Source organism: Rhizobium sp. P2_G2 (genome assembly GCF_056403555.1).
The window spans coordinates 353,548-373,354 of the sequence record NZ_JBFUFF010000001.1 but is presented as its reverse complement, the minus strand read 5'-3'; the positions used below and the strand labels follow the sequence as shown (position 1 = coordinate 373,354).

17 protein-coding genes are annotated in these 19,807 nt (G+C 61.8%); 2 read left to right on the top strand and 15 right to left on the bottom strand.

What is annotated here, in order from left to right:
• Nucleotides 1–8: 8 nt before the first annotated feature.
• The 7 genes from AC1D06_RS01715 to AC1D06_RS01685 form a co-directional block, all read right to left on the bottom strand.
• Nucleotides 9–1,427 (bottom strand): ABC transporter permease, encoded by a 1,419-nt coding sequence (locus AC1D06_RS01715; RefSeq protein WP_477878939.1) that lies wholly within the window; start codon nt 1,425–1,427, stop codon nt 9–11.
• Nucleotides 1,424–2,767, bottom strand: coding sequence for an ABC transporter permease (locus tag AC1D06_RS01710; protein ID WP_477878940.1), 1,344 nt, complete (start codon nt 2,765–2,767; stop codon nt 1,424–1,426). Before AC1D06_RS01710 ends, AC1D06_RS01715 begins: the two co-directional genes overlap by 4 nt.
• 66 nt (nt 2,768–2,833) lie before the next feature.
• On the bottom strand, nt 2,834–3,778 hold the full coding sequence (locus tag AC1D06_RS01705) for an alpha/beta fold hydrolase (protein WP_477878941.1): 945 nt from the start codon (nt 3,776–3,778) through the stop codon (nt 2,834–2,836).
• Between the two features lie 14 nt (nt 3,779–3,792).
• Nucleotides 3,793–4,197: a hypothetical protein gene (locus tag AC1D06_RS01700; protein ID WP_477878942.1), complete on the bottom strand. Its 405-nt coding sequence runs from the start codon at nt 4,195–4,197 to the stop codon at nt 3,793–3,795.
• Nucleotides 4,190–6,439 carry a YbhB/YbcL family Raf kinase inhibitor-like protein gene (locus AC1D06_RS01695; protein WP_477878943.1) on the bottom strand — a complete coding sequence of 750 codons (2,250 nt, stop codon included), beginning with the start codon at nt 6,437–6,439 and terminating at the stop codon, nt 4,190–4,192. The genes AC1D06_RS01700 and AC1D06_RS01695 overlap by 8 nt, the downstream gene beginning before the upstream one ends.
• Before the next feature lie 74 nt (nt 6,440–6,513).
• Nucleotides 6,514–7,695: an ABC transporter substrate-binding protein gene (locus AC1D06_RS01690; RefSeq protein ID WP_477878944.1), complete on the bottom strand. Its 1,182-nt coding sequence runs from the start codon at nt 7,693–7,695 to the stop codon at nt 6,514–6,516.
• A gap of 184 nt (nt 7,696–7,879) precedes the next feature.
• On the bottom strand, nt 7,880–8,785 hold the full coding sequence (locus tag AC1D06_RS01685) for a LysR family transcriptional regulator (RefSeq protein WP_477878311.1): 906 nt from the start codon (nt 8,783–8,785) through the stop codon (nt 7,880–7,882).
• 104 nt (nt 8,786–8,889) lie between these two features.
• Here AC1D06_RS01685 and AC1D06_RS01680 point away from each other — a divergent pair, with 104 nt between their 5' ends.
• Nucleotides 8,890–9,288: a DoxX family protein gene (locus AC1D06_RS01680; protein WP_477878312.1), complete on the top strand. Its 399-nt coding sequence runs from the start codon at nt 8,890–8,892 to the stop codon at nt 9,286–9,288.
• 291 nt (nt 9,289–9,579) lie between these two features.
• Entirely contained in the window at nt 9,580–11,457 is a 1,878-nt protein-coding gene (locus AC1D06_RS01675; RefSeq protein WP_477984518.1) for a HAMP domain-containing methyl-accepting chemotaxis protein, read from the top strand.
• A gap of 20 nt (nt 11,458–11,477) precedes the next feature.
• Here AC1D06_RS01675 and AC1D06_RS01670 read toward each other — a convergent pair whose 3' ends face one another.
• The 8 genes from AC1D06_RS01670 to AC1D06_RS01635 form a co-directional block, all read right to left on the bottom strand.
• Complete coding sequence (locus tag AC1D06_RS01670; RefSeq protein WP_477984516.1) at nt 11,478–13,082, bottom strand: FGGY-family carbohydrate kinase; 1,605 nt, start codon at nt 13,080–13,082, stop codon at nt 11,478–11,480.
• Between the two features lie 29 nt (nt 13,083–13,111).
• A complete protein-coding gene (locus AC1D06_RS01665) occupies nt 13,112–13,840 on the bottom strand; it encodes an SDR family oxidoreductase (RefSeq protein ID WP_477878315.1) in 729 nt (242 codons plus the stop codon).
• 25 nt (nt 13,841–13,865) lie between these two features.
• Nucleotides 13,866–15,119 (bottom strand): sugar ABC transporter permease, encoded by a 1,254-nt coding sequence (locus AC1D06_RS01660; protein ID WP_477878316.1) that lies wholly within the window; start codon nt 15,117–15,119, stop codon nt 13,866–13,868.
• Complete coding sequence (locus tag AC1D06_RS01655) at nt 15,116–15,937, bottom strand: ATP-binding cassette domain-containing protein (RefSeq protein WP_477984513.1); 822 nt, start codon at nt 15,935–15,937, stop codon at nt 15,116–15,118. Before AC1D06_RS01655 ends, AC1D06_RS01660 begins: the two co-directional genes overlap by 4 nt.
• Nucleotides 15,938–16,023: 86 nt before the next feature.
• Nucleotides 16,024–17,091: an ABC transporter substrate-binding protein gene (locus tag AC1D06_RS01650; protein ID WP_477878318.1), complete on the bottom strand. Its 1,068-nt coding sequence runs from the start codon at nt 17,089–17,091 to the stop codon at nt 16,024–16,026.
• A 206-nt stretch (nt 17,092–17,297) separates the two neighbouring features.
• A complete protein-coding gene (locus tag AC1D06_RS01645; RefSeq protein ID WP_477984511.1) occupies nt 17,298–18,182 on the bottom strand; it encodes an AraC family transcriptional regulator in 885 nt (294 codons plus the stop codon).
• Entirely contained in the window at nt 18,179–18,430 is a 252-nt protein-coding gene (locus AC1D06_RS01640; protein ID WP_477984509.1) for a hypothetical protein, read from the bottom strand. Before AC1D06_RS01640 ends, AC1D06_RS01645 begins: the two co-directional genes overlap by 4 nt.
• Before the next feature lie 23 nt (nt 18,431–18,453).
• On the bottom strand, nt 18,454–19,806 hold the full coding sequence (locus AC1D06_RS01635) for a sigma-54-dependent transcriptional regulator (RefSeq protein ID WP_477984696.1): 1,353 nt from the start codon (nt 19,804–19,806) through the stop codon (nt 18,454–18,456).
• Between the last annotated feature and the right edge of the window lies 1 nt (nt 19,807).

Sequence of the window (19,807 nt, the reverse complement as noted above, 5' to 3'; positions counted from 1 at the left end):
GACTTGCCTTAGACTTGGGCTCTGATGTGCGGTGACCGGCCGTAAAGGGCCACCATCGGCAGGATCAGAAGACCGAAGATGAATTGTTGCCACTCGTATTTCAGACCGATGCCGATCAGGAACGAGCTCAGGACCTGCAGAACCAGGACGCCGATGACCGTGAAGCCATAGCCGCCATAGCCGCCCATCAGCGAGGTTCCGCCGATGACGACCGCAGCCAGCGTGGTGAAGAGATAGGGGTCGCCGACACCGATATAGCCGCCACCGGACCAGCCGAGCAGCAGCGAGCCGGTCAGTGCAGAGAAGACGCCTGATATCGTGTAGGCGAGCGTCCAGTATTTGAGCTCGGAGACGCCGATCAGTCTGGCCGAGCGGCGGTTTCCCCCGAGCGCATAGACATAGCGGCCATAGGCGGAATAACGCAGCGCCACGATGACGATAATGGCGAGCGCGATCCAGATGAGGATGGTCGGCGGAAAAGCCAGCCCGAAGGTCTTGCCGTTCATCGCTGCAAGATTCTGCAGCCAGGGCGGCACGGTGCCGAAGACATTGCCGGAAAAGGCCGAGCCGATCGAGGTGAGGATCTGCGTCAGGCCGGCCACGGCAAAGCCGACGCCGAGGGTCAGGATCAGTGCCTGTCCCTGCAGCCTGTAGCTCAATATCCCGTTCAGCAAGCCGATGGCTCCGCCGATCACCAGGACGAAGCCGACCGCCACATAGGAGGGGACGCCAAGGCTGATGAGGAACAACAGGCCGATATTCGAAGCACCGATCAGGAACGGGATCGACAGGTCCAGACCACCCATCAGCGCCACCAGCGTCTGTCCGACGCAGGCAATGCCGAGAAACGAGGCGAACAGCAGGATCGCCTTGACATTGGCGGCCGACAGAAAGCCTTTGATCGTGAACGACGACACGACGATCAGCGCCACGAGCACGATCAGGCCGATGAAGGCGCTGCGGCCATGGGCGAAATAGCCCGAGACCTTGAAGGCGAACAGCAGGATCGCTTCCAGCACCAGGAAAGCAATCAGGTTGGTGATGGAGCGAAAGCCCGGCACCGATGCAGTGACGATCAGATAGGCGATCAACAGGATCGCCATGGAGATGATCATCACGCGATTGGCCTGCCAGAAGCTGCGATTGCCTGAAGCGGTCTCCACTGCGGCCGGCAGCTGCCGCTCGGCCCGCCTGCTCTCGAAGATGACGACGACATAATTCAGCAGCCAGAGCAGCACTGCGACAGAGACGACCGTTGAAAGAATAACCTCCTGCGCCTTCATGCCCTGGCCAAAACCGACGCCGAAGCCGATGGCGGCGATGATGACGGTGAGTGCGAGATTGATCCAGATCATCACCGCCGATCGCGGGATCGGCAGCAGTTGCAGTCTGGGCTCGCGGCCAGGACTGGGATTGATGTCGGTCACGGCTGGGCTCCCTTGATGAGAGGCAGATGGCTTTGCCATGAGATCACGGCAAACAGCAGCACAAGCAGGACTGCGATGAACAGATAGAGGAACAGGCCGAGGTGACGCGTCCGCGCTTCGGCATTGATGACGCGTGCAATGAAGACGAATATTGCAAGCGCGCCAACAACCAGGAGTGCGGCGGCCTGGATCGGCGACAGGGCAATGCCTAGACCGCTATCCTGCGCCGGAACCGTGATCAGATAGCGGGTCAGCAGCGGCCCGGCCGGAACTGCGGCCGTCTCCGCCGGCAGATAGCTTGCCGATGTCGCCACCTGCAACATAATGCCGATCACCACTGAGGCCAACACGACGAATGCGCCCCAGGGCGAAATGAACGAGATATGCCGGCCGATGATCGGCACAAGCAGCGTCAGCAAGAGCGACAGGACGAGGATGACGCCATAGCTCATCTGCGTGACGAAGGCCTGGATCGCGCCGAAATTGAAGGTCGCGAGCACGAAGCCGATCAGGTAGAGATTGACGGCGCCCAGCAGTGCGCCGGTGACCCCACCGCGCCCACCCGCCAGACTGACGCCACCCAGAACGAGCGCGGTGACCGCCGTCAGCGTCATCGTCGTGCCCTGGGTCGGATCGCCGGACGAGATGAGCGCCGTGTAGCAGATCGCACCGAGACCGACGAACAGTCCGGCGATCACATGGGCGCCGATGCGCACGATATTGATCCGCACCCCACTCGTCCAGGCGGCCCGCTCGTCGTAACCCATCATGCGAAGGTTGGTGTAGAATGGCGTCAGGGTGAAGAGCAGCCAGCCGGCAGTGGCAATCAGGACGATCAGCAGCACAGGCGAGAAAATCGTCTGGCCAAGACCCCAGCTTCCCATCCAGTCCGGCGCCGTGCCGCCGGGACGCTTCAGGATCACCAGATTGATGCCGGAAAGCGCCAGGAAGCCGGACAACGCCACGATGATCGGCTGCACCCTGACCCAGATGACGATAAGGGCGAAGATAAGCTGGTAGATGACGCCGAGCCCCAGCGCGACGAAGAACACGCCGAACGGACCGGTAACCACGCCGAGCATGTTGAGCTTGACGATCGACACGTTGATGAAGGCAAGCAGCGGCCCGACCGCCAGATCGACGGTACCGCGGCCGGCGACCGCCAGCGACATCAGCGAATAGGTGGCAAGCACCAGGGGGGCAGCGACGATGATGGCGCTGCCGAAACCGGACAAGGATACGAGGCTTGGATTGCGGATGGCAGCCGTGCTCAAGAGCACCGCGATCAGAAAGATCGGCACCAGAAGATAAGTGCTGGTCGTTGAGGATCGTTCCGACATGATGGCGGTACTTTTGTCCATGGGCGAAGGGGTCAGGCGCCGCCCCGGTCGGCGCCTGAACGTTTCTTAGAGATCGATGACGCGACGGCCGCTCGGCCGAGCATTCGACGCGGACGCCTGCGTCGCGGTTGAAGGCGCCATGCCGCGCCCGGAGCCGCGGCGTTCCGGATCGTTCTGCAGGATCTTCTTGAGCACTGGCGTGATCACATCCTTGAACTTCGCCGGATCTTCCGATGTCGGGAAATGTCCGCCGGAGAAGATTGTAACCTCGCTGTTCTTGACCTTTTCCGCGGTGCGTTCGGTCATTTCCGGCGTGCAGGCGAAATCATATTCGCCGGTGAGGAAATAGATCGGCGTCCGGCCGGAAATCTTGCTCGTCTGGTCGCGGAAATCGCTGTCGACGGAGTAGAAATACAGGTCGCCCTTGAAAATGCCGGGGCCGCCCTGGGCGTAGTACCACCAGGTCTCCCAGCGGTAATCATCCGGGCTCTCCGGCGACATCAGGCCGAACACGGATGTCGCCACCGCCTCGCCGCCATGGATATGCGGATGGTGCAGCGGATAGATCCACCATCCGGGCGAATAGTCACAAGCTTCCAGCGCAATCAGCGCCGAGAATTCACTCTCGTATTTCAGCGCCAGGTGCAGGCAGATATTGCCGCCCATGGACTGGCCCATGACCACCGGTCTTTTGAGATCGAGTGCCCGGCAGAAGGCGACGATGAACTCGCCATAAAAACTGGTCGTCAGCTTGTATTCGTCCTCCATCAGATGGAAGTCGGCTGGCGGGATCGACTTGCCGTGCCACGGCATGTCGAAAGCGATCACCCGGAAATTGCCTGATATATCGGGGTCGCAGAGCTGATGGCGATATTGCCTGCCATCGGTGCCGGCGGTGTGCAGGCAGACCATGGGAATGCCCTCGCCGGTTTCTTCATAATAGGTCCGGTACGTCTTGCCCTGGCAGGTCACGTAGACATAGCGCCCGATGATCGGATCGTGCTGGTTCATCTTCCCCTCCCGGATCACACTTGCCGCATCAGCGACAGCATCCGCGTCAAGGCGCGAATGTTCTGCCAGAACGGAAGCTGGTTGCCGTCAATCACCAATTGTTTGTGCAACGGATGCGCCATTGCCCAGATGTCGTTGAACATCGGCGGCGGGATCGGCTGGCTGAATTTCGACCAGGCGGTGGACGGTGCCCTGAGCGCGAATTCGAAGCCGAAATCGTTGGGGACGAGGCCTTCGGCAATCCTGACGATCTTGCCGCTGCGCACCTCGATCAGGAACTCCGTCTCGTCCACACCGAGCACGAAGCGATTGGTGAAGAACTTGCCGATCACCGGCAGAATCCTGTCTTCATTGACGCAGCGCGCCCAGCGTTCGATCCATTCGAGATCGAAGCTCTTTCTGCTGCCGTATCTACTCATGCAGTCCTCCTGTCAGTTCGGCAGATGTTTCCAATATTGGCAATGGTTTGCGGGCCGGCCCGTAGACGGCGGTGAACGAGGCCTGGTCTATGGCGACCGGCAAGACTGCGGCGGCGAAGGCGGCGAGATCCGCGTCCGGAGAGATCGACAGTCTCTGTGTCTTGAGGGCGTAGAGGGTGAAGACGTAACGGTGCCGCCGGTCCGGCGGCCAGGGTCCGCCCCAGCCTCTGCCAAAGCCCGGTATCTTGAAAGTGACGAAGTCGGAGTTGAGCTCTACAGCCCCTCTCGGCATGGCGAGGCTGCCGCTGGCCCCCTCGGGCAGGTCACGGATATGGCCGGGAATGTCGCAGACCAGCCAATGGGCGAAACTGCGGGGGAAGTTGAAGGCTTCCGGCAGGTCGGGATCGGTCACCGACAATGCAAAGCTTTGCGTCCCCTCGGGAACGCCGGACCAGCGCAGTCTCGGCGACAGACGGCTGTCCTCCGAAAAACGCTCAGGAATGACCGCACCCTGAGGAATATCCGGTGCGATGAGCAGGAAGCCGGACTGGTTCATCTGATCCTCATTGGTTGTTTTGCTGGTGATGCGGACCGGCCGCGCCGCCGGCCGGCCATCCTCCGCCCAGATGGACCGGAACAGCGGACCGGCGGCGACCACGTGATCGCCGTCATCGCTCGCGTGATGGTGCGGATCAGCTTCCTCCTCAGCCACGGCCTCGCCCGGCAGCGCAGCCGTCGCCCGCCGGCCGAACATGGCGTTGAGGATCACATGCGTGTCGAAAGGCGGTTCGAAATCCGAGGAAATGGTGCCGTTGCGGAACACATGCACCCGTGAGCAAAGATTGAGGAATTCCTCGATCTCAGAAGACAGGAACACGACCGCATTGCCGCGGCCGGCGAATTCGCGCAGGTTGCGGTAGAGATCGAGCTTTGCGCCGATGTCGATGCCGCGCGCCGGATCGTTCAGCACCAGCACGACCGGCTTCTCGGCAAAAGCCCTGGCGATCAGCACTTTCTGCTGATTGCCGCCCGAAAGTGAGGTGATCAGATTGTCCCGGTCACCCATCTTGATGGCAAGCTTGCTCGATTCCCATTCGAACACCGGCACGAGCTTGGTGCGGTTGATGAAGTTGAACCAGCCACCGGCCCGATAAGCCCTGTAGACGGGCAGCATCATATTCTCGAAAATGCCGAGATTGGCGAAGATGCCCTCCTTCTTGCGGTCGCCCGACACATAGCTGATGCCGTTTTCGCGGGCCGAGTGGAGATCGGCGACGGTTTCCGCCACTTTCTCCCGGATCATGGCGATACGGCCGCCCATCAATGGCTGAACGCCGGCGATCGCGCGGACGAAATCCGCCTGGCCCTGGCCATCGAGCCCGGTAATACCCACCACTTCCCCTGGATAGAGCGTGAAGTCGAAGGGCGCCGCCTCGGGCCACACCCGGACCTCGCTCATGCGCAGGACGGCGGAATCGGACAGCCGGCTCGCCGAGACCTGACTGCCCTGTGCCTTTTCCCGCTCCGGGCCGGCTATGAGGGCGAGGATGCGCGCCTCGGTGATTTCATCCTTTTCGAGCGTCCCAACGGTCCGGCCATCGCGCAATACCGTGGCGCGGTCGGCGATGCGCACGAGTTCGGCAATGCGGTGCGTGACGATCATGATCGCACAGCCGTGCTTCTTCATCTCCCGCATCTTGCGGAACAGGCGCTCGGTGGATTCAAAGTCGAGCGCGGCAGAGGATTCGTCGAGGATCAGCACCTTGGGTTCGGTGAGCAGCGCTCGCATGATGGTGATCCACTGCTTGATCGACAGCGGCAGCTCTCCTGCGGGCATGTCCAGATCGATCGGGAAGCCAAGCAATTCCGCCATCAGGGCGCCGGCTCTGCGATACCGCTCTTCGCGTGGCAGAGATGAGCCCAACAGGCCATCGGCACCCAGATAGAGATTGTCGAGCACGGAGCATTCGTCGGCGACGAGCACTTCCTGGAAGACGTTGGAGATTCCGAGTTCACGCGCCTCATGCGGGGTGGTTGCAGCCTTGCCGAGGATGGAAACCTGGCCGCTGTCGGGGATCAGAACGCCGGAAATCACCTTGGCCAGTGTGCTCTTTCCGGACCCGTTGCCGCCGATAATGGCGTGGACTTCGCCCTCGAAGGCCCGCAGCGACACGCTGGCCAACGCGACGGTCGGACCAAAGGTCTTGCGCACCTCGGATATTTCGACGGAGACGGTGGCCATCGCAGCGTCCGGCAGGAGTTCAGGTCAGAAGCACCGCCATGGACCTCAGCCCATGGCGGTTGCTCGCGGCATCGTCACTTCTTGGGAGTGTATTTTTCCGGATCGGCCGGGTGCAGGAAGAACTGGTCGAGATAGGAAGCGCTCGCCCATTTGTCGATGCCCGGATGGTACCAGCCGTCGGAGTCCTCGCTGCAATCTGCCGGGATCGCCTTCATCATCTCGTCCTTGGACATGGTGATCGGCTTGGCGAGGATCGACTGCACCTTCGGGCCCTGGCCCTCGAGCGTCCGCATCATGATATTCCAGATCATCTCGAAATCGTCGCCGGGCGGCCAGGCATGGATTGCCGACGAGATGAAATCCGGATTGTGGCGCCAGTAACAGAGCGCACCAAGTTCAGAGCCGATGGTGATCGGGATCATGTCCCGGCCGGACTGTTTCATGGCCCGCAAGGCACCGAGTTCGGAGGCCGATTGGATGATGATGCCGTTGAGATCTCCGGGATTGGTCGCCATCCATTTCTGGATTTCCGCCTGCGCCACCTGGTCGGTCCACATGCCGGCGATCTGGCCTGCGATGGTGATATCGGGATATTTGGCAAGTGCCGCCTGGATGCCGGTGTTCTGGCTGTCGGATGCGGAGGTGCCGGGAATACCCTCGACGACCAGCACATTGCCCTTGCCGCCAATCTCCTTGGCCATCCATTCTCCGAGCATACTGCCGCCGACAACGAAGTTCGCCGAGGAGTTGATCGAATAGGGGCTGGTCAGGTAGCCGATGCCGGAAAACACCGGTACGCCCTTGGAATGCGCATATTCGACCGTCTGATTGAGAGCCGTCGGATTGGAGCAGCAGACGATGATGGCGTCGACACCCTGGTCGACCAGCTGGCGCATCTGCTGGATCTGGACGGAGTCATTCAGGTTGGACTGGGTGATGATCACGTCGGACACCAGGCCCAGCTTCTTCCATTTGGGAATGATCGTGTTCTGCAGGCGATCCATGACCGCGGCGCGCCAGGTATTGCCGGCGTAGCTGGATGCATAGCCGATCTTCCACGGCGGCGGCCGCTTGGCGACGAAATCGCGATAGGCGCTGTCACCGATCGGCTGACTTGGGTCGAGCATCGCCTTGGAATAGAGCTCTTTCTGAATAGTGTCGGGAAGCTCGTTCACGCCCGCGATGGCGTGGCCGGCAAAGGCAAGGGATGAGGCAAGCGCCATCGTTCGCAGCGACGCTGCGGCAAAGCTTTTCATGAAATCCTCCCTGGATGCTAGATGATCTAGCGCGTGGCCCTCCTCCAGGGCCGGCTCGATAGTCCAGGAAAGCCGCACAAACGCAAAATAGGTTTTTCGTATACCCGCTATACTGTGGAGGTATAGGCTTCACGCACCTTGCGCATCGAGTTTGCGGTCCTGGGACGTGCAACTGCCACTGTTGCTAGTTGTCGTCCGGCCAGTTCTGCCGCTGCAATTCGGCGAGCAGCCATCTGGCAGCGATGCCGAGCGGATTGTCCCGTCTGCAGACGGCATAAATCGGCAGCGAACCGGGCGTCACGGACGGGTCGTCGACAGGAAGCTGTTTCAGCCTCCCATCGGCCAGATAATCAGCAACGAGATGATAGGGCATGTTACCCCATCCGAAGCCGGCAACCATGAATTCGAGCCGTCGCGCGATGTCGATGAACCGCCAGATCTTTGAACTGACGACACTGAAACTCTGCCCGCCGGACTGGCCCGGATCCGTCAGGATCAGTTGCACATGTTGCGCCAGATGCTCCCGCGTTATTGGCGAATTCTCCCGAGCCAACGGATGATTGGGAGCAACGACCGGGACCAGACTGATGGAGGTCAAGGGATAGGCTCTGAAGCCCTGCGCGGCAACTGGAAGGAACATCCCGACGGCCATCGCCGCGCTGCCCTCGCGCAAGCGCCGCTCCGCCGACCAAGGCCCCTCCGTGAACAGCGTGACCATCAAGTCCGGGAATGACGACTGCAGTCCGGCCAGACTCCGCAGGACCGGCTCCGTCGGCACCATGCTGTCAATGGCAAAACCCAGTTCGGGTTCCAATCCCGTGGAAATTGCTTTTGCCGTTCGCTCGAACGTTTCGGCCTGCTGCAGAACCTGGCGCGCTTGGGTGACTAGAACGCGGCCTGCTTCCGTGAGCCTGGGTGATTTGCCGCTGCGATCGAACAGGACGACACCATGAACGCTCTCCAGCGACTGGATCGCATGGCTGATCGCCGACTGGACCCGACCCAACCTGCGTCCGGCAGCCGAGAAACTGCCCGTCTCCTCCACGCTGACGAGGACGCGGAGCTGATCGAGGGTGAGCGCACTTAACATCATGTATCTCCAATTTCGATACATAATATCGAAATTCCATCCATTCTGTAAATGCATGGCGCATGTTAAAGCCTGTCTCACGATATCAATGACGGAGAATTCGTATGGAAAATGTTATGGGTGCCGCACCGCGTGGCAAAGCCATCTCGATCGCGATCTGGGTTCTACGCATCCTGCTCGGCCTTGCCTTCCTCGCAGCCTCCGTGATGAAGCTGAGCGGTCAGCCGCAGATGGTGGCCGAATTCCAGCAGGTGGGGCTCGGGCAATGGTTCCGCTATTTCACTGCGGCTCTGGAATTGATCGGCGGCGTCGCGATTCTGGTTCCCCGCGTGTCGGCTCTCGGCGCACTCCTGCTTCTGGCTGTCGATGCTGGCGCATTCGTCGCGCAAGTCTCGGTGCTTCACATGGACTGGATCCATACGATCGTCATTGGCGCGCTCCTTATCCTGCTTGTCTACTTCCAGCGTGAGAGCCTGAAGGCCTTTCTCGGTACCGGTCGCTAGGCAGCGGATAAAGCCTGATTTCCATTCGAGCAGTTTGCTCCTGGTCTCGATATGGGCGCCTCGCAAGAGGCGCGCTTTCGATTGTACCAGCCGCGCAGCTATCGCAAAGGATGCCGACATTTATCTGTGATTGAACTCTTATTGCGTACAATTTATGGGAAATTATGGGAAGTTCCAAAAATAAAACGGAGAATTTATTAAAGTTAACACTAAATTAGACGCTTGGCGCGACATTTTGTAGCGACCCCGAAAACCGCCGGTCACCCAAACAGACTTGGATTGGAGACCCGCATGAAACGCCCAAGCATCAAGCAAGCCCTCGTCATAACATTGTCGATCATATGCGCCTTCGTGATCGGCCTCTCCTATATTTCGCTCAGCGCGATTTCGACGATCAATGCCAATACCGCACAGATCGGCACGTTCTGGATCCAGCGGCTGGTGATCGCTCGTGAGATCAAGGGCAGTTTCTCTGATTTGAAGCTGACTTATTCCCACTATCTGCTGGAAACGACACCGGCGGAGCTGAAGTCCGCTGTCGACCAGATCGCCGGCGCCAATGCCGCGGTCGACAAGGCCGTGACCGAATACGACAAGGGCGTTCGTACTGAGCGCGGCAGGCAACTGATCAATCGGATCAAACCGGAGCTCGCCAAATATCGCCAGCTTGCCGAACAGATGATCACGCTGGAGAACAATGGCAAAACCGCCGACGCGGTTCGCCTCTTCAAGGGCAGCATGACGGCGCAGTCCGATCAGATGAACAAGGCGGTTTCAGACCTGGTGGCCTTCATCCTCAGCCAGACGGAAGGTTTCGTGCAGACGAGCGATGCGGCGGCCAGTTCCGCCTTCGTCTTGACCGCCGCGATTGCCGTTCTGGCGGTCATCGTCGCGCTTGTCGGCATCGTGTTTGCCATTTCGGGCATTGCCAACCCAATCCGCCGGATTGCATCGGCGATGCAGCAACTGTCGGGCGGAGACCTCGACAGCACCATTCCCTATGCCGGTCGTGCCGACGAGGTCGGGGAAATGGCGGGCGCGGTCGAAGTCTTCCGCCAGAATGCGCTCAATGTCGTCAGGCTCGAGCAGGAGGCAGCAGCCTCACGCAGTCGGAGCGAGGCGTCACGCGCTGCGGCCCAGGAGCGCGCCGAGCGTGAAGCCGAACAATTGCGCTTTGCGACCGGCACTTTGGGCGAAGGCCTCAAACGGCTTGCCGCCGGCGACATTTCCTTCCAGCTTTCGGAGCGATTTGCGACCGAATACGAAACCCTGCGCGAGGACTTCAATGCCTCTCTCAAACAGCTTGGCGCCACAATCGGCGCGGTGCTGCAAACCGTCCACAGCATCGATAGCGGCACCAGCGAAATTGCCTCCGGCGCGCAGGATCTTTCAAAGCGCACCGAGCACCAAGCCGCCTCGCTCGAGGAAACCGCCGCGGCTCTGGATGAAATCACCGCGAATGTCTCGACGGCCACCAAGCGCACAGACGAGGCGCGCAAGGTCGCCGTGGAAGCCAATGTCAGCGCCCAGAAATCGTCGACAGTCGTATCGGAGGCCGAGCAGGCCATGCGACGCATCGAGGAAAGCTCGCAGCAGATTTCCAACATTATCGGCGTGATCGATGAAATCGCCTTCCAGACCAATCTTCTGGCGCTGAACGCCGGCGTCGAGGCGGCCCGTGCCGGCGAGGCAGGCAAGGGCTTCGCCGTCGTCGCGCAGGAAGTGCGCGAACTGGCCCAGCGTGCCGCCCAGGCCGCCAAGGAGATCAAGGGGCTTATTCAGAAATCGTCCACCGAAGTCGAAAACGGCGTGAAGCTGGTCCTCGAAACCGGCCTGTCGCTGAAATCGATCGGCGACTATGTCGCCCAGATCAACCAAGTGATGGATGCCATCTCCACCTCGGCGCGGGAACAATCCACCGGACTGGCCGAAATCAACACCGCGGTCAACCAGATGGACCAGGCGACCCAGCAGAATGCCGCCATGGTCGAGCAATCGACAGCCGCGGCGGCGACACTGGCCTCCGAGGCAAGCCGCTTGCGCGACCTGGTCAATCAGTTCCAGCTGGACGATACGCATATGCGCGCCAGTGCTCGCCCGCAAACGGCCCATTCTGTCCGCAGCGAACATTGGACGCCTGCTGCCGCGCCACGCCGCGCCGCCCGATAACGGACGGCGCTACAGTGAATCTACGTTCTTAGCCGCCGTCCCAACGTCTGGAGATCCTCGAAAGCCTGGAAGCGGAGGTCATGCCATTGCCGCATTCCAGACTGCGGCTTCTGGACCTCTGCCAGTTCGGACATCGCCGACATGGCCGAGACGGCGTCAGGATAATGGCCAGCCGCCAACGCCCCCAATATGGCCGAACCGAGCAGCACCGGCTCCGGCGAAGTCGTGGTCGTCACGTTGAGCCCGGTCGCGTCGGCAAGCAATTGCCGCACAAGCGGGCTCTGACCCGCGCTGCCGCTGACCACGATCGTATCGGTCCGAATGCCTTTCTCCTGCTGTGTCCGGACGATCTGCCTGGCGCCGTAGCCAAGGCCGCAGACGCCGGCAACGTAGAGGCCGACCAGGCTGTCGATATCGGTTTCCAGGCCGATGCCCGCAATCAACGCCCTGGCGTCGGGATCGGCGAAGGGCGCGCGATTGCCGAGGAATTCAGGCACGACGTGCACCCCGCCGACCAGCGTCATGGTCGCAGTGGCACCACCGCGCCTTTCGGCTTCCAGCGACAGCCAGTTGCTCAGGCTCATCCCAGCGTCGCGGGCAATCACCGCTGCATCGGCTGAAGCCGGATGCATGCGCACGAGGTGATCGATCGCAGCGCCGGCGGCGGACTGTCCGCCCTCGTTCAGCCAAAGACCGGGCACCATGGCCTGAAAATAAGGACCCCAGACGCCTGGCACGAAGACGGGCTCCGAGGTCGTCGTCATCGTGCAGGCAGAGGTGCCGAAAACATAGGCCATGCGGGTGAGAACGCTACCGGCCGCGCCCCGCGCACCGACCGTGCCGAGCCCACCGGCATGGGCGTCGATGAGGCCGGCGGCCACCGGCGTGCCCGGGCTGAGGCCGAGATCGGCCGCGGCCTGGGCGGTCAGGCCCGCGCCCAACGGCGTGCCGCCGGGGACGATATCCGTGCCGATCCGGGCAAAGCCTTCGTCCGCCAACCGACCAAGCCCGATCTTGCTGAAATAGCCTTCGTCCCAACGTTTCTCATGCGCAAGATAAGTCCACTTGCAGGTGACCGTGCAGACCGAGCGCGCCAGGCTGCCGGTCGAGCGCCATGTCAGGTAATCGGTCAGGTCGAAGAATTGTAAGGCCTCCATGAATGTAGCCGGCATGTTTTCCGCCAGCCAAAGAAGTTTCGGCGTCTCCATTTCGGGCGAGATCGTGCCGCCGACATAATCGAGCACGCCCGCGCAGGACTGGTTGATGCGGCGCGCCTGGTCCACGGCGCGATGATCCATCCAGACCACGACATTACGCTCAGGATCGCCGGAGGGCGAGACAGACAGCGGGCTACCGCCCGGGCCAAGCGCGACCAGCGAACAGGTTGCATCATAGCCGATGCCGGCGATAGAAGCCGCGTCGACACCGGCTTCGGCGATTGCACGGCGGACGCTGTCACACACGGCGGCCCAGATGTCTTCGCTCGATTGCTCGACGATATCGCCCGCTTCGCGCCACAGGGTGATGTCGCGCTTGGCCGAACCCAGCAGGTTACCGGACGCGTCGAATACACCGGCACGCGCACTGCCCGTGCCGACGTCGATACCAAGGAAATGCTCAGCCATGGCTCATTCCGGCTTTCTGGTTGGGAAGACTAGAGGTCGTTGCTTTGCGGCAGGATGACGAGGTCGCGGATCGTCACGTTCCGCGGCCGCGTTAGCATGAAAAGCACGGCTTCCGCCACCTCGATCGGTTCCATCAGCCCGCCGGCAGCCAGTTCCTGTTCGAGCTTGTCCTTCGGCCAGTCGCTGATCAGCGCGGTCACGACCGGGCCGGGCGCCACGGCGCCGACACGGATGCCGTCTTTCGCCACCTGACGCCGGACCGTATGGACGAAGGCCTGCACGGCGAATTTCGACGCCGTGTAGATCGGCTCCCAGACCACTGGCACGAGGCCGGCGATCGAACTGGTCATGATGATGTCGCCGGTCTTGCGCTCCACCATATGCGGCAGGACGGCATGGATCGAGCGGAAGGCGGCGTTGATATTGAGGTTCAGCACCCGGTCCCAGACGTCCGGATCGCCGTCGACGATCGCGCCGCCGACATAGGTGCCGGCATTGGCGTGGAAGATGTCGAGCTGCCCCGCCTTTTCGATGATCTGCGGCAGCATCGTGGCGACGCTCGCCGGATTCGTCAGGTCGATCACGACCGGAATCGCCTTCGGCCCGAGCTCGGCGCAGAGGGCTCTCAGGCTGTCCTCAGCCCGGTCGACAAGCGCGACGGTAGCGCCCGCCTTCAGCATGATCCGGGCACATTCGAGCCCGATGCCAGACGCAGCACCCGTGACGGCCGCGACCTTTCCGTTCAGTTGCTCACTCATGGTCATTCTCTATTCTCTGTTGGGATCAGGCACGACCGTGGGAAACACGCGAGCGCCGGGCAAGTGAATCGACGATCACGGCAATGGCGAGAACCGCGCCGGTGATCATGTAACGAAGCGACGATGACAGATCGAGCAGCGTCAGCCCCGAGGCGATCGACTGGATCACGATGATCCCGAGCAGCGCCGAGTAGGCGCTGCCGCGTCCGCCGAACAGGCTGGTGCCGCCGATCACGGCCGCTGCAATGGCATTGAGATTAACGTCGCCGGTGCCGGCCTGCTGGCTGGCGGAGGCAAGCCGGGCCGCCGACAAGATACCGCCGGCCGCCGCAAAGACCGAGCAGAGCATGAAGGCCGTCATGTTGATGAAGCGGACATTGATGCCAGCGCGGCGCGCGGCCTCGCGATTGCCGCCTACGGCATGCATCATCCGGCCCCATTGGGTGCGGGTCAGCGCATAGTTCATGGCGATGGCGAGCCCGACGAACAGGCCGAACATCCATGGCACGCCGCGATCGCGGTTGAGATAGAGGGCGACGCCTTCGAGCACCACGGTGATGATCACCGCCTTGAAGACTATGCCGCCAAGTGACGGGGCGGAAAGGCCGGCCTCTCGCCGCCGGGCGGCAGTGCGGAAACCGGTCATGAAAATGCCGAGCCCCGCAAGCGCCACCAGCCCATAGGCCACCAAAGCCGGCATGACCAGCATCTGGCCGAAATTCACCAGCGGTGAGCCATAGGGCAGGTTGATGGAACCGGTCGAACCAAGCAGATAGAGCTGCAGGCCGAGTACGGCGAGCAAGCCGGCCAGCGTCGAGACGAAGCTCGGCATGCCGAACTTGTTGAACAGGAAGGCATAGAGCGCGCCGATGGCAGCGCCGACCACCATGGCCGAGATGATCGCAAAGCCCACCGGCCAGCCGAGATTGACCCAAAGCACGCCGACCATGGCCGAGGCGAAGCCGCTGACCGAGCCGACCGAAAGATCGATCTCGCCCACCATCAGGATGCAGACGATGCCGAGCGAGATGACGCCAACGGTCGAGCAATCGAAGAGCAGGTTGACCAGATTGTTGGGCGCCAGGAAGACCGGGTTCAGCGTCTGGAATATCGTCCAGATGATCGCCAGGCCAACCACGACTGGCAGCGAGCCCAGATCGCCCGAGCGCACGCGGTCGAGGAAGGCGCGGATCGCGCCGCCGATGCCTTCGGCGTGTTTGACCCGCTCATCGCTGCGGTCGAGGAGCGGCGCGGCGCCGTTGCCGCTGGGGTTGGTCATGGCCTTGTCTCCTGGGACGGATCGTGCAGAGCGCTGCGGCGACTGGCGCGCCTAGATACGGAATTGTTGTCGGCGCCGGTAATAGCGCTCACCAGTTCCTGGTTGGAGGCATCTGGCGTGAAAACGCCATTGTTCTTGCCGAGCCGCAGAACGACAATGCGGTCGGCGACGGCGCGGACATCTTCCATATTGTGGCTGATGATGATGACGCCGAGCCCGCGATCACGGACGCGCTCGATGAGGTCGAGCACTTCGGCCGTCTGGGCGACGCCAAGTGCTGCGGTCGGCTCATCAAGCAGGATAAGCTTTGGATCGAGCAACAGCGAACGGGCGATGGCTACCGTCTGGCGCTGGCCGCCGGACAGCGACGCGATCGGCTCGCGCACGCTTGGGATGCGCGCTGAGAGCTCGTTCAGAAGCTTCCAGGCCTTGATCTCCATCGACACTTCGTCGAGCCTCATGGGGCTGAGCTCGCGGCCGAGGAAGATATTGGCGACCACGTCGAGGTTCTCGCATAGCGCCAGATCCTGGAATACGGTGGCGATGCCGAGGCGCAGTGCCGCACTGGGATCGGTCAGCGTCACGGCGTCGCCGCGAAATTCGATCGTGCCGGATGTCTGCTGGTGCACGCCGGCGAGGATCTTGATCAGCGTCGACTTGCCGGCGCCGTTGTCGCCGACAAGTGCGACGACTTCGCCCGCATGCACGTCGAGATCGATATTGGTCAGCGCCGAGACCGCTCCGAAATTCTTGGAGATGCCGCGCAGGCTCAGAACGAGTTCGCGCTGCGGCGGTGAACCATGCTGCGTGTCCGACATGTGCGAGCCTGCCTTTCGAATTTACTGGCGATCATGGCGTGCCGCCCGGCCGCGAGGAAAACGGTCGGGCGGCTCTGCTCGGGAGGTTACTGGATGCCGAGCTTCTTGCAACCATCGGCATAGCGGTCGACGCAGAGTTCCGCCGCCGTATTGATCTTCTTGTCGATGATCTCGGCCTTGAGGTTCTCGGCGGTCACGACTGCCGGCACGAAGAGTTCGGAAGGCGTGTCATAGAGCGTCGTCTTGGCCTCCGGGGTCTCGCCCGAGAGGAACTTGATCGCCACATTGGCAGCGGCGGCCGCGACAATCTCGGAGGGCTTGGAGATCGTGTTGTACTGGTCGCCGGCGATGATCAGCTGCAGCGCCGCGATCGTCGCGTCATTGCCTGTCACCGGCGGAACCGGATCGATGCCACCCGCCTTGAAGGCCGCGATCGCGCCGCCGCCGGTGCCGTCATTGGCGGCCACGACGCCGAGGATGTTCTTGCCGAACCGCGTGATCTGGCCGCTCGCCCACTGTTGCGCCTTCGGCGGCGCCCAATCCGGCGTATCGAATTCGGCAAGCAACGGATAGCCCGACGGGTCGACACCCTCATGGATACCCTTCTTGATCAGGCCGGCAGCCGCATCGGTCGGCGAACCGTTGATCTGCAGGATGCCCTGGCCATCCTTGGCGGTTACGCCGAGCGCTTTCAGATGGGCGACGAGCGAATCCGCAATTGCCTTGCCGATGCCCTGGTTGTCGAAGGAGACATAGAAGTCGGCCTTGGCAGCCGGGATCGGGCGGTCATAGGCAATCACCTTGATGCCCTGAGACTGGGCCTGCTTGACCAGCGAGGCGGCCGCCGTCGAGTCGACCGGATCGAGCACGATCACCTTGGCGCCCTGCGACACGACGGAGTTGAACTGCTGCTGCTGGCGCGAGGCATCAGCATCCGCGTTCTGGTAAAGCACCTTGCAGCTGGCGCAAAGTTTTGCCATCTCGGCCTTGAAGCCCGGATAGTCGTGCTGCTCGTAGCGTGTCGAGGCCTGGTCCGGCATCAGGAAAGCCACGGTGGCGTTTTCCACCGTGGACCCGGCGAGGGCCGAGGCGCCGCTCATAAGCGTCAGTGCGAAAGCGGCAATGCCGGCACGCTTGAAATGAATTGCTGTCATGTCGTCTACTCCCTTTGACGAGATAGTTGTCAGTCGGTGATTGGGTTGCTAGTGTCGGCGCACATGATCTCTCTTCGGTGCCAAGCGACTCCTCCGCCGACCGCCACCGTTTTCAGAAATCTGGACAAGCGCCTCCCGTCACGGGCCGCTCAGGGCGCGCCCATGTCCTTCAGATCCGTCGAATGCGTTCCTCCCTTTTCCTCCCTTTAGGCGGCCTTGGCCGCGTTTATGTTCTCGACCAGCAGCCTGCGGAATTGCGAGGGCGGCATGCCCTTTTCCGCCAGGAACTGCCTGTTGAAGTTGGAAAGATTGTTGAAACCGACCTCGTAACAGATGTCGGTGATCGACGCCTGCTCGTCGCTCATCAGGATCTGGCAGGCGAGGTTGATCCTCAGCCGCTTCACATACTGCACCAGCGACATGCCGGTGTGGCGGCGAAAGGCACGCGAAAACGCGCTGGTCGTCTGCCCGGCGATCTTGGCGAGGTCGGCCTCGTCGAAAGGCACGGTCAGGTTCTCGCGGATATAGGCAAGCGCCTGGTTCATGCCGGCTGACATATAGCCTGACGGGTCGGGCAGATAGCTGGTGCTGGCAAGCATTTCGGCACCCTGCGCCCGGCTGAGCGCGCCGGCGATCATCATGAAAAGCTCGATGCGGCGCACGCCCTGCGCCGTCATCATCTCTTCCATAACAGGCGCCACCAACCGGCTCGTCTCTTCGGGGAAACGCAAGCCCCGGCGCGACGAGTCGAGGATCGGACCGAGCGCGGCAAGTTCCGGAAACAGGCCCATGGCGCCGGCGATGAATTCCTCGCTGAACTGGATGATCCGGCAGCGTAGCGGCACACTGGTATCCTTCGGAATGTCGCTCACCCAATTGTGCGGCAGGTTCGGCCCGGCCAGAACCAGGTTGCCCGGCTCGAACTCGCCGATGAAATCGCCGACGAAATAGCGGCCATGGGTCGCGACCACCATGTGGATCTCGTATTCCGGATGGAAGTGCCAGCGCACGGTATGGAAGGGATAGCCGTGTGACCAGGCCTTGAAGGACTCGCCTTCACGTATCTGAACGACCTCAAGATCCGGCTTCATTTCCGTCTCCTCCTCGGCCCGATGACGCTGCGCGTCAGGCCGTGACCCGTGTATGCCTGCTCCTCATGTGAAGAAATTACGTCAGGACGGGCGGCAGCGCCACCAAGTTTGACGTCGCTTACCGATACTTTTTTGATATTTTTGCGCACGAATTTGTTCCAGGTATGCTGGAGCGTGCGGATTTGCAGCGTGTGAACAGGGATAGATTGGCTGAAAATGAGTACCGCAGGCGGGAAGCCGTCCCGCATTGACCGAAGCCGCTCCCCGATCGTCAATCGTTGCGGAGTCGGTAATCCGAGCGGTTGATGCCGTGGCGTAGCAGCTTGTCGTAAAATGTCTTGCGGGCGATACCAAGCGCCTCGATCGTCTGCTGCACATCGCCTTTGTAGAGGCTCAAGGCATTCCGGATGACTTCGGCTTCGAAGCGCTCAAGTTTTTCCGGTAACGTGGTGCCCTCGGTCGCGGACAACAAGGGTGCTGGTTCCAGCTCCCCTTCCAGGCCAAGCACAAAGCGTTCGGCAAAGTGCGACAACTCGCGGACATTGCCGAGCCAATCGCGTTTCTGCAGTCCATCCAGCAGCGGCCGACCGATTTCCGGCATGTCCTTCCGAAACCGTCGCGCGGCCCGCCCGGCAAAATAGGTGAAGAGCAGCGGGATATCCTCGCGGCGTTCCCGAAGGGGCGGAATGGAAATGGTCACCACATTGAGGCGATAAAAAAGATCCTCGCGAAAATCGCCGCGACCGACTGGGTCCGAAAGATCGACCTTGGCGGCGGCAACGACGCGGAGGTCGACGGGCCGGACCTCGTTGGTGCCGAGCGGTGTGATCTCGCGCATTTCCAGCACGCGCAGCATTTTCACCTGTGTTGCCACCGGCATGCTTTCAATCTCGTCGAGAAACAGCGTGCCGCCGCTGGCATGCTCGATCCGCCCGACGCGTTTCTTCTGCGCCCCGGTGAAAGCGCCGGCCTCATGGCCTAACAACTCGCTCTCGATCACCGTTTCCGGCAGTGCGCCGCAATTGAGCGCAACGAAATTGCCATGGCGGCGCCGGCCCCAGCGATGCAGCAGATTGGCCACCACTTCCTTGCCGCTGCCGGTCTCGCCGGTGACGAGCACGTCGACATCTGTATCGGCAATCTGGCGCAATGTGTGGCGAAGCCGGGCCATGGAGGATGTCTGCCCGAGCAGCGGCATGTCGTCGCCGGCGGCTTCAACCGCATGCCTCAGCCTTCGGTTTTCCAGCACCAGCGCTCGCTTCTCCTCGGCCCGCGCGAGGCTCTGCAGCAGCCGTTCGGCGGCAAACGGCTTGGTGATGAAGTCGTAAACCCCGCCCTGTATCGCCTGCACTGCCATGGGAATATCGCCGTGGCCGGTGATCAGGATGACCGGCAGGTCGGGATCACGCGCCCTCAGACGCTCGAACAGCTCCAGCCCGTCGATCTCGGGCATGCGGATGTCGCTGACCACGACACCGGGGAAATCTGCCGGCAGCGCGTCGAGCGCCTCCGATGCCCGACCGAAGGCGCTGACCTCATAGCCGGCGAGTTCGAGCGTCTGCGCCGTCGCTCTTCTGAGATCCTTGTCGTCGTCGACGAGAAAAACCGAGTTTGCCGCATCCATG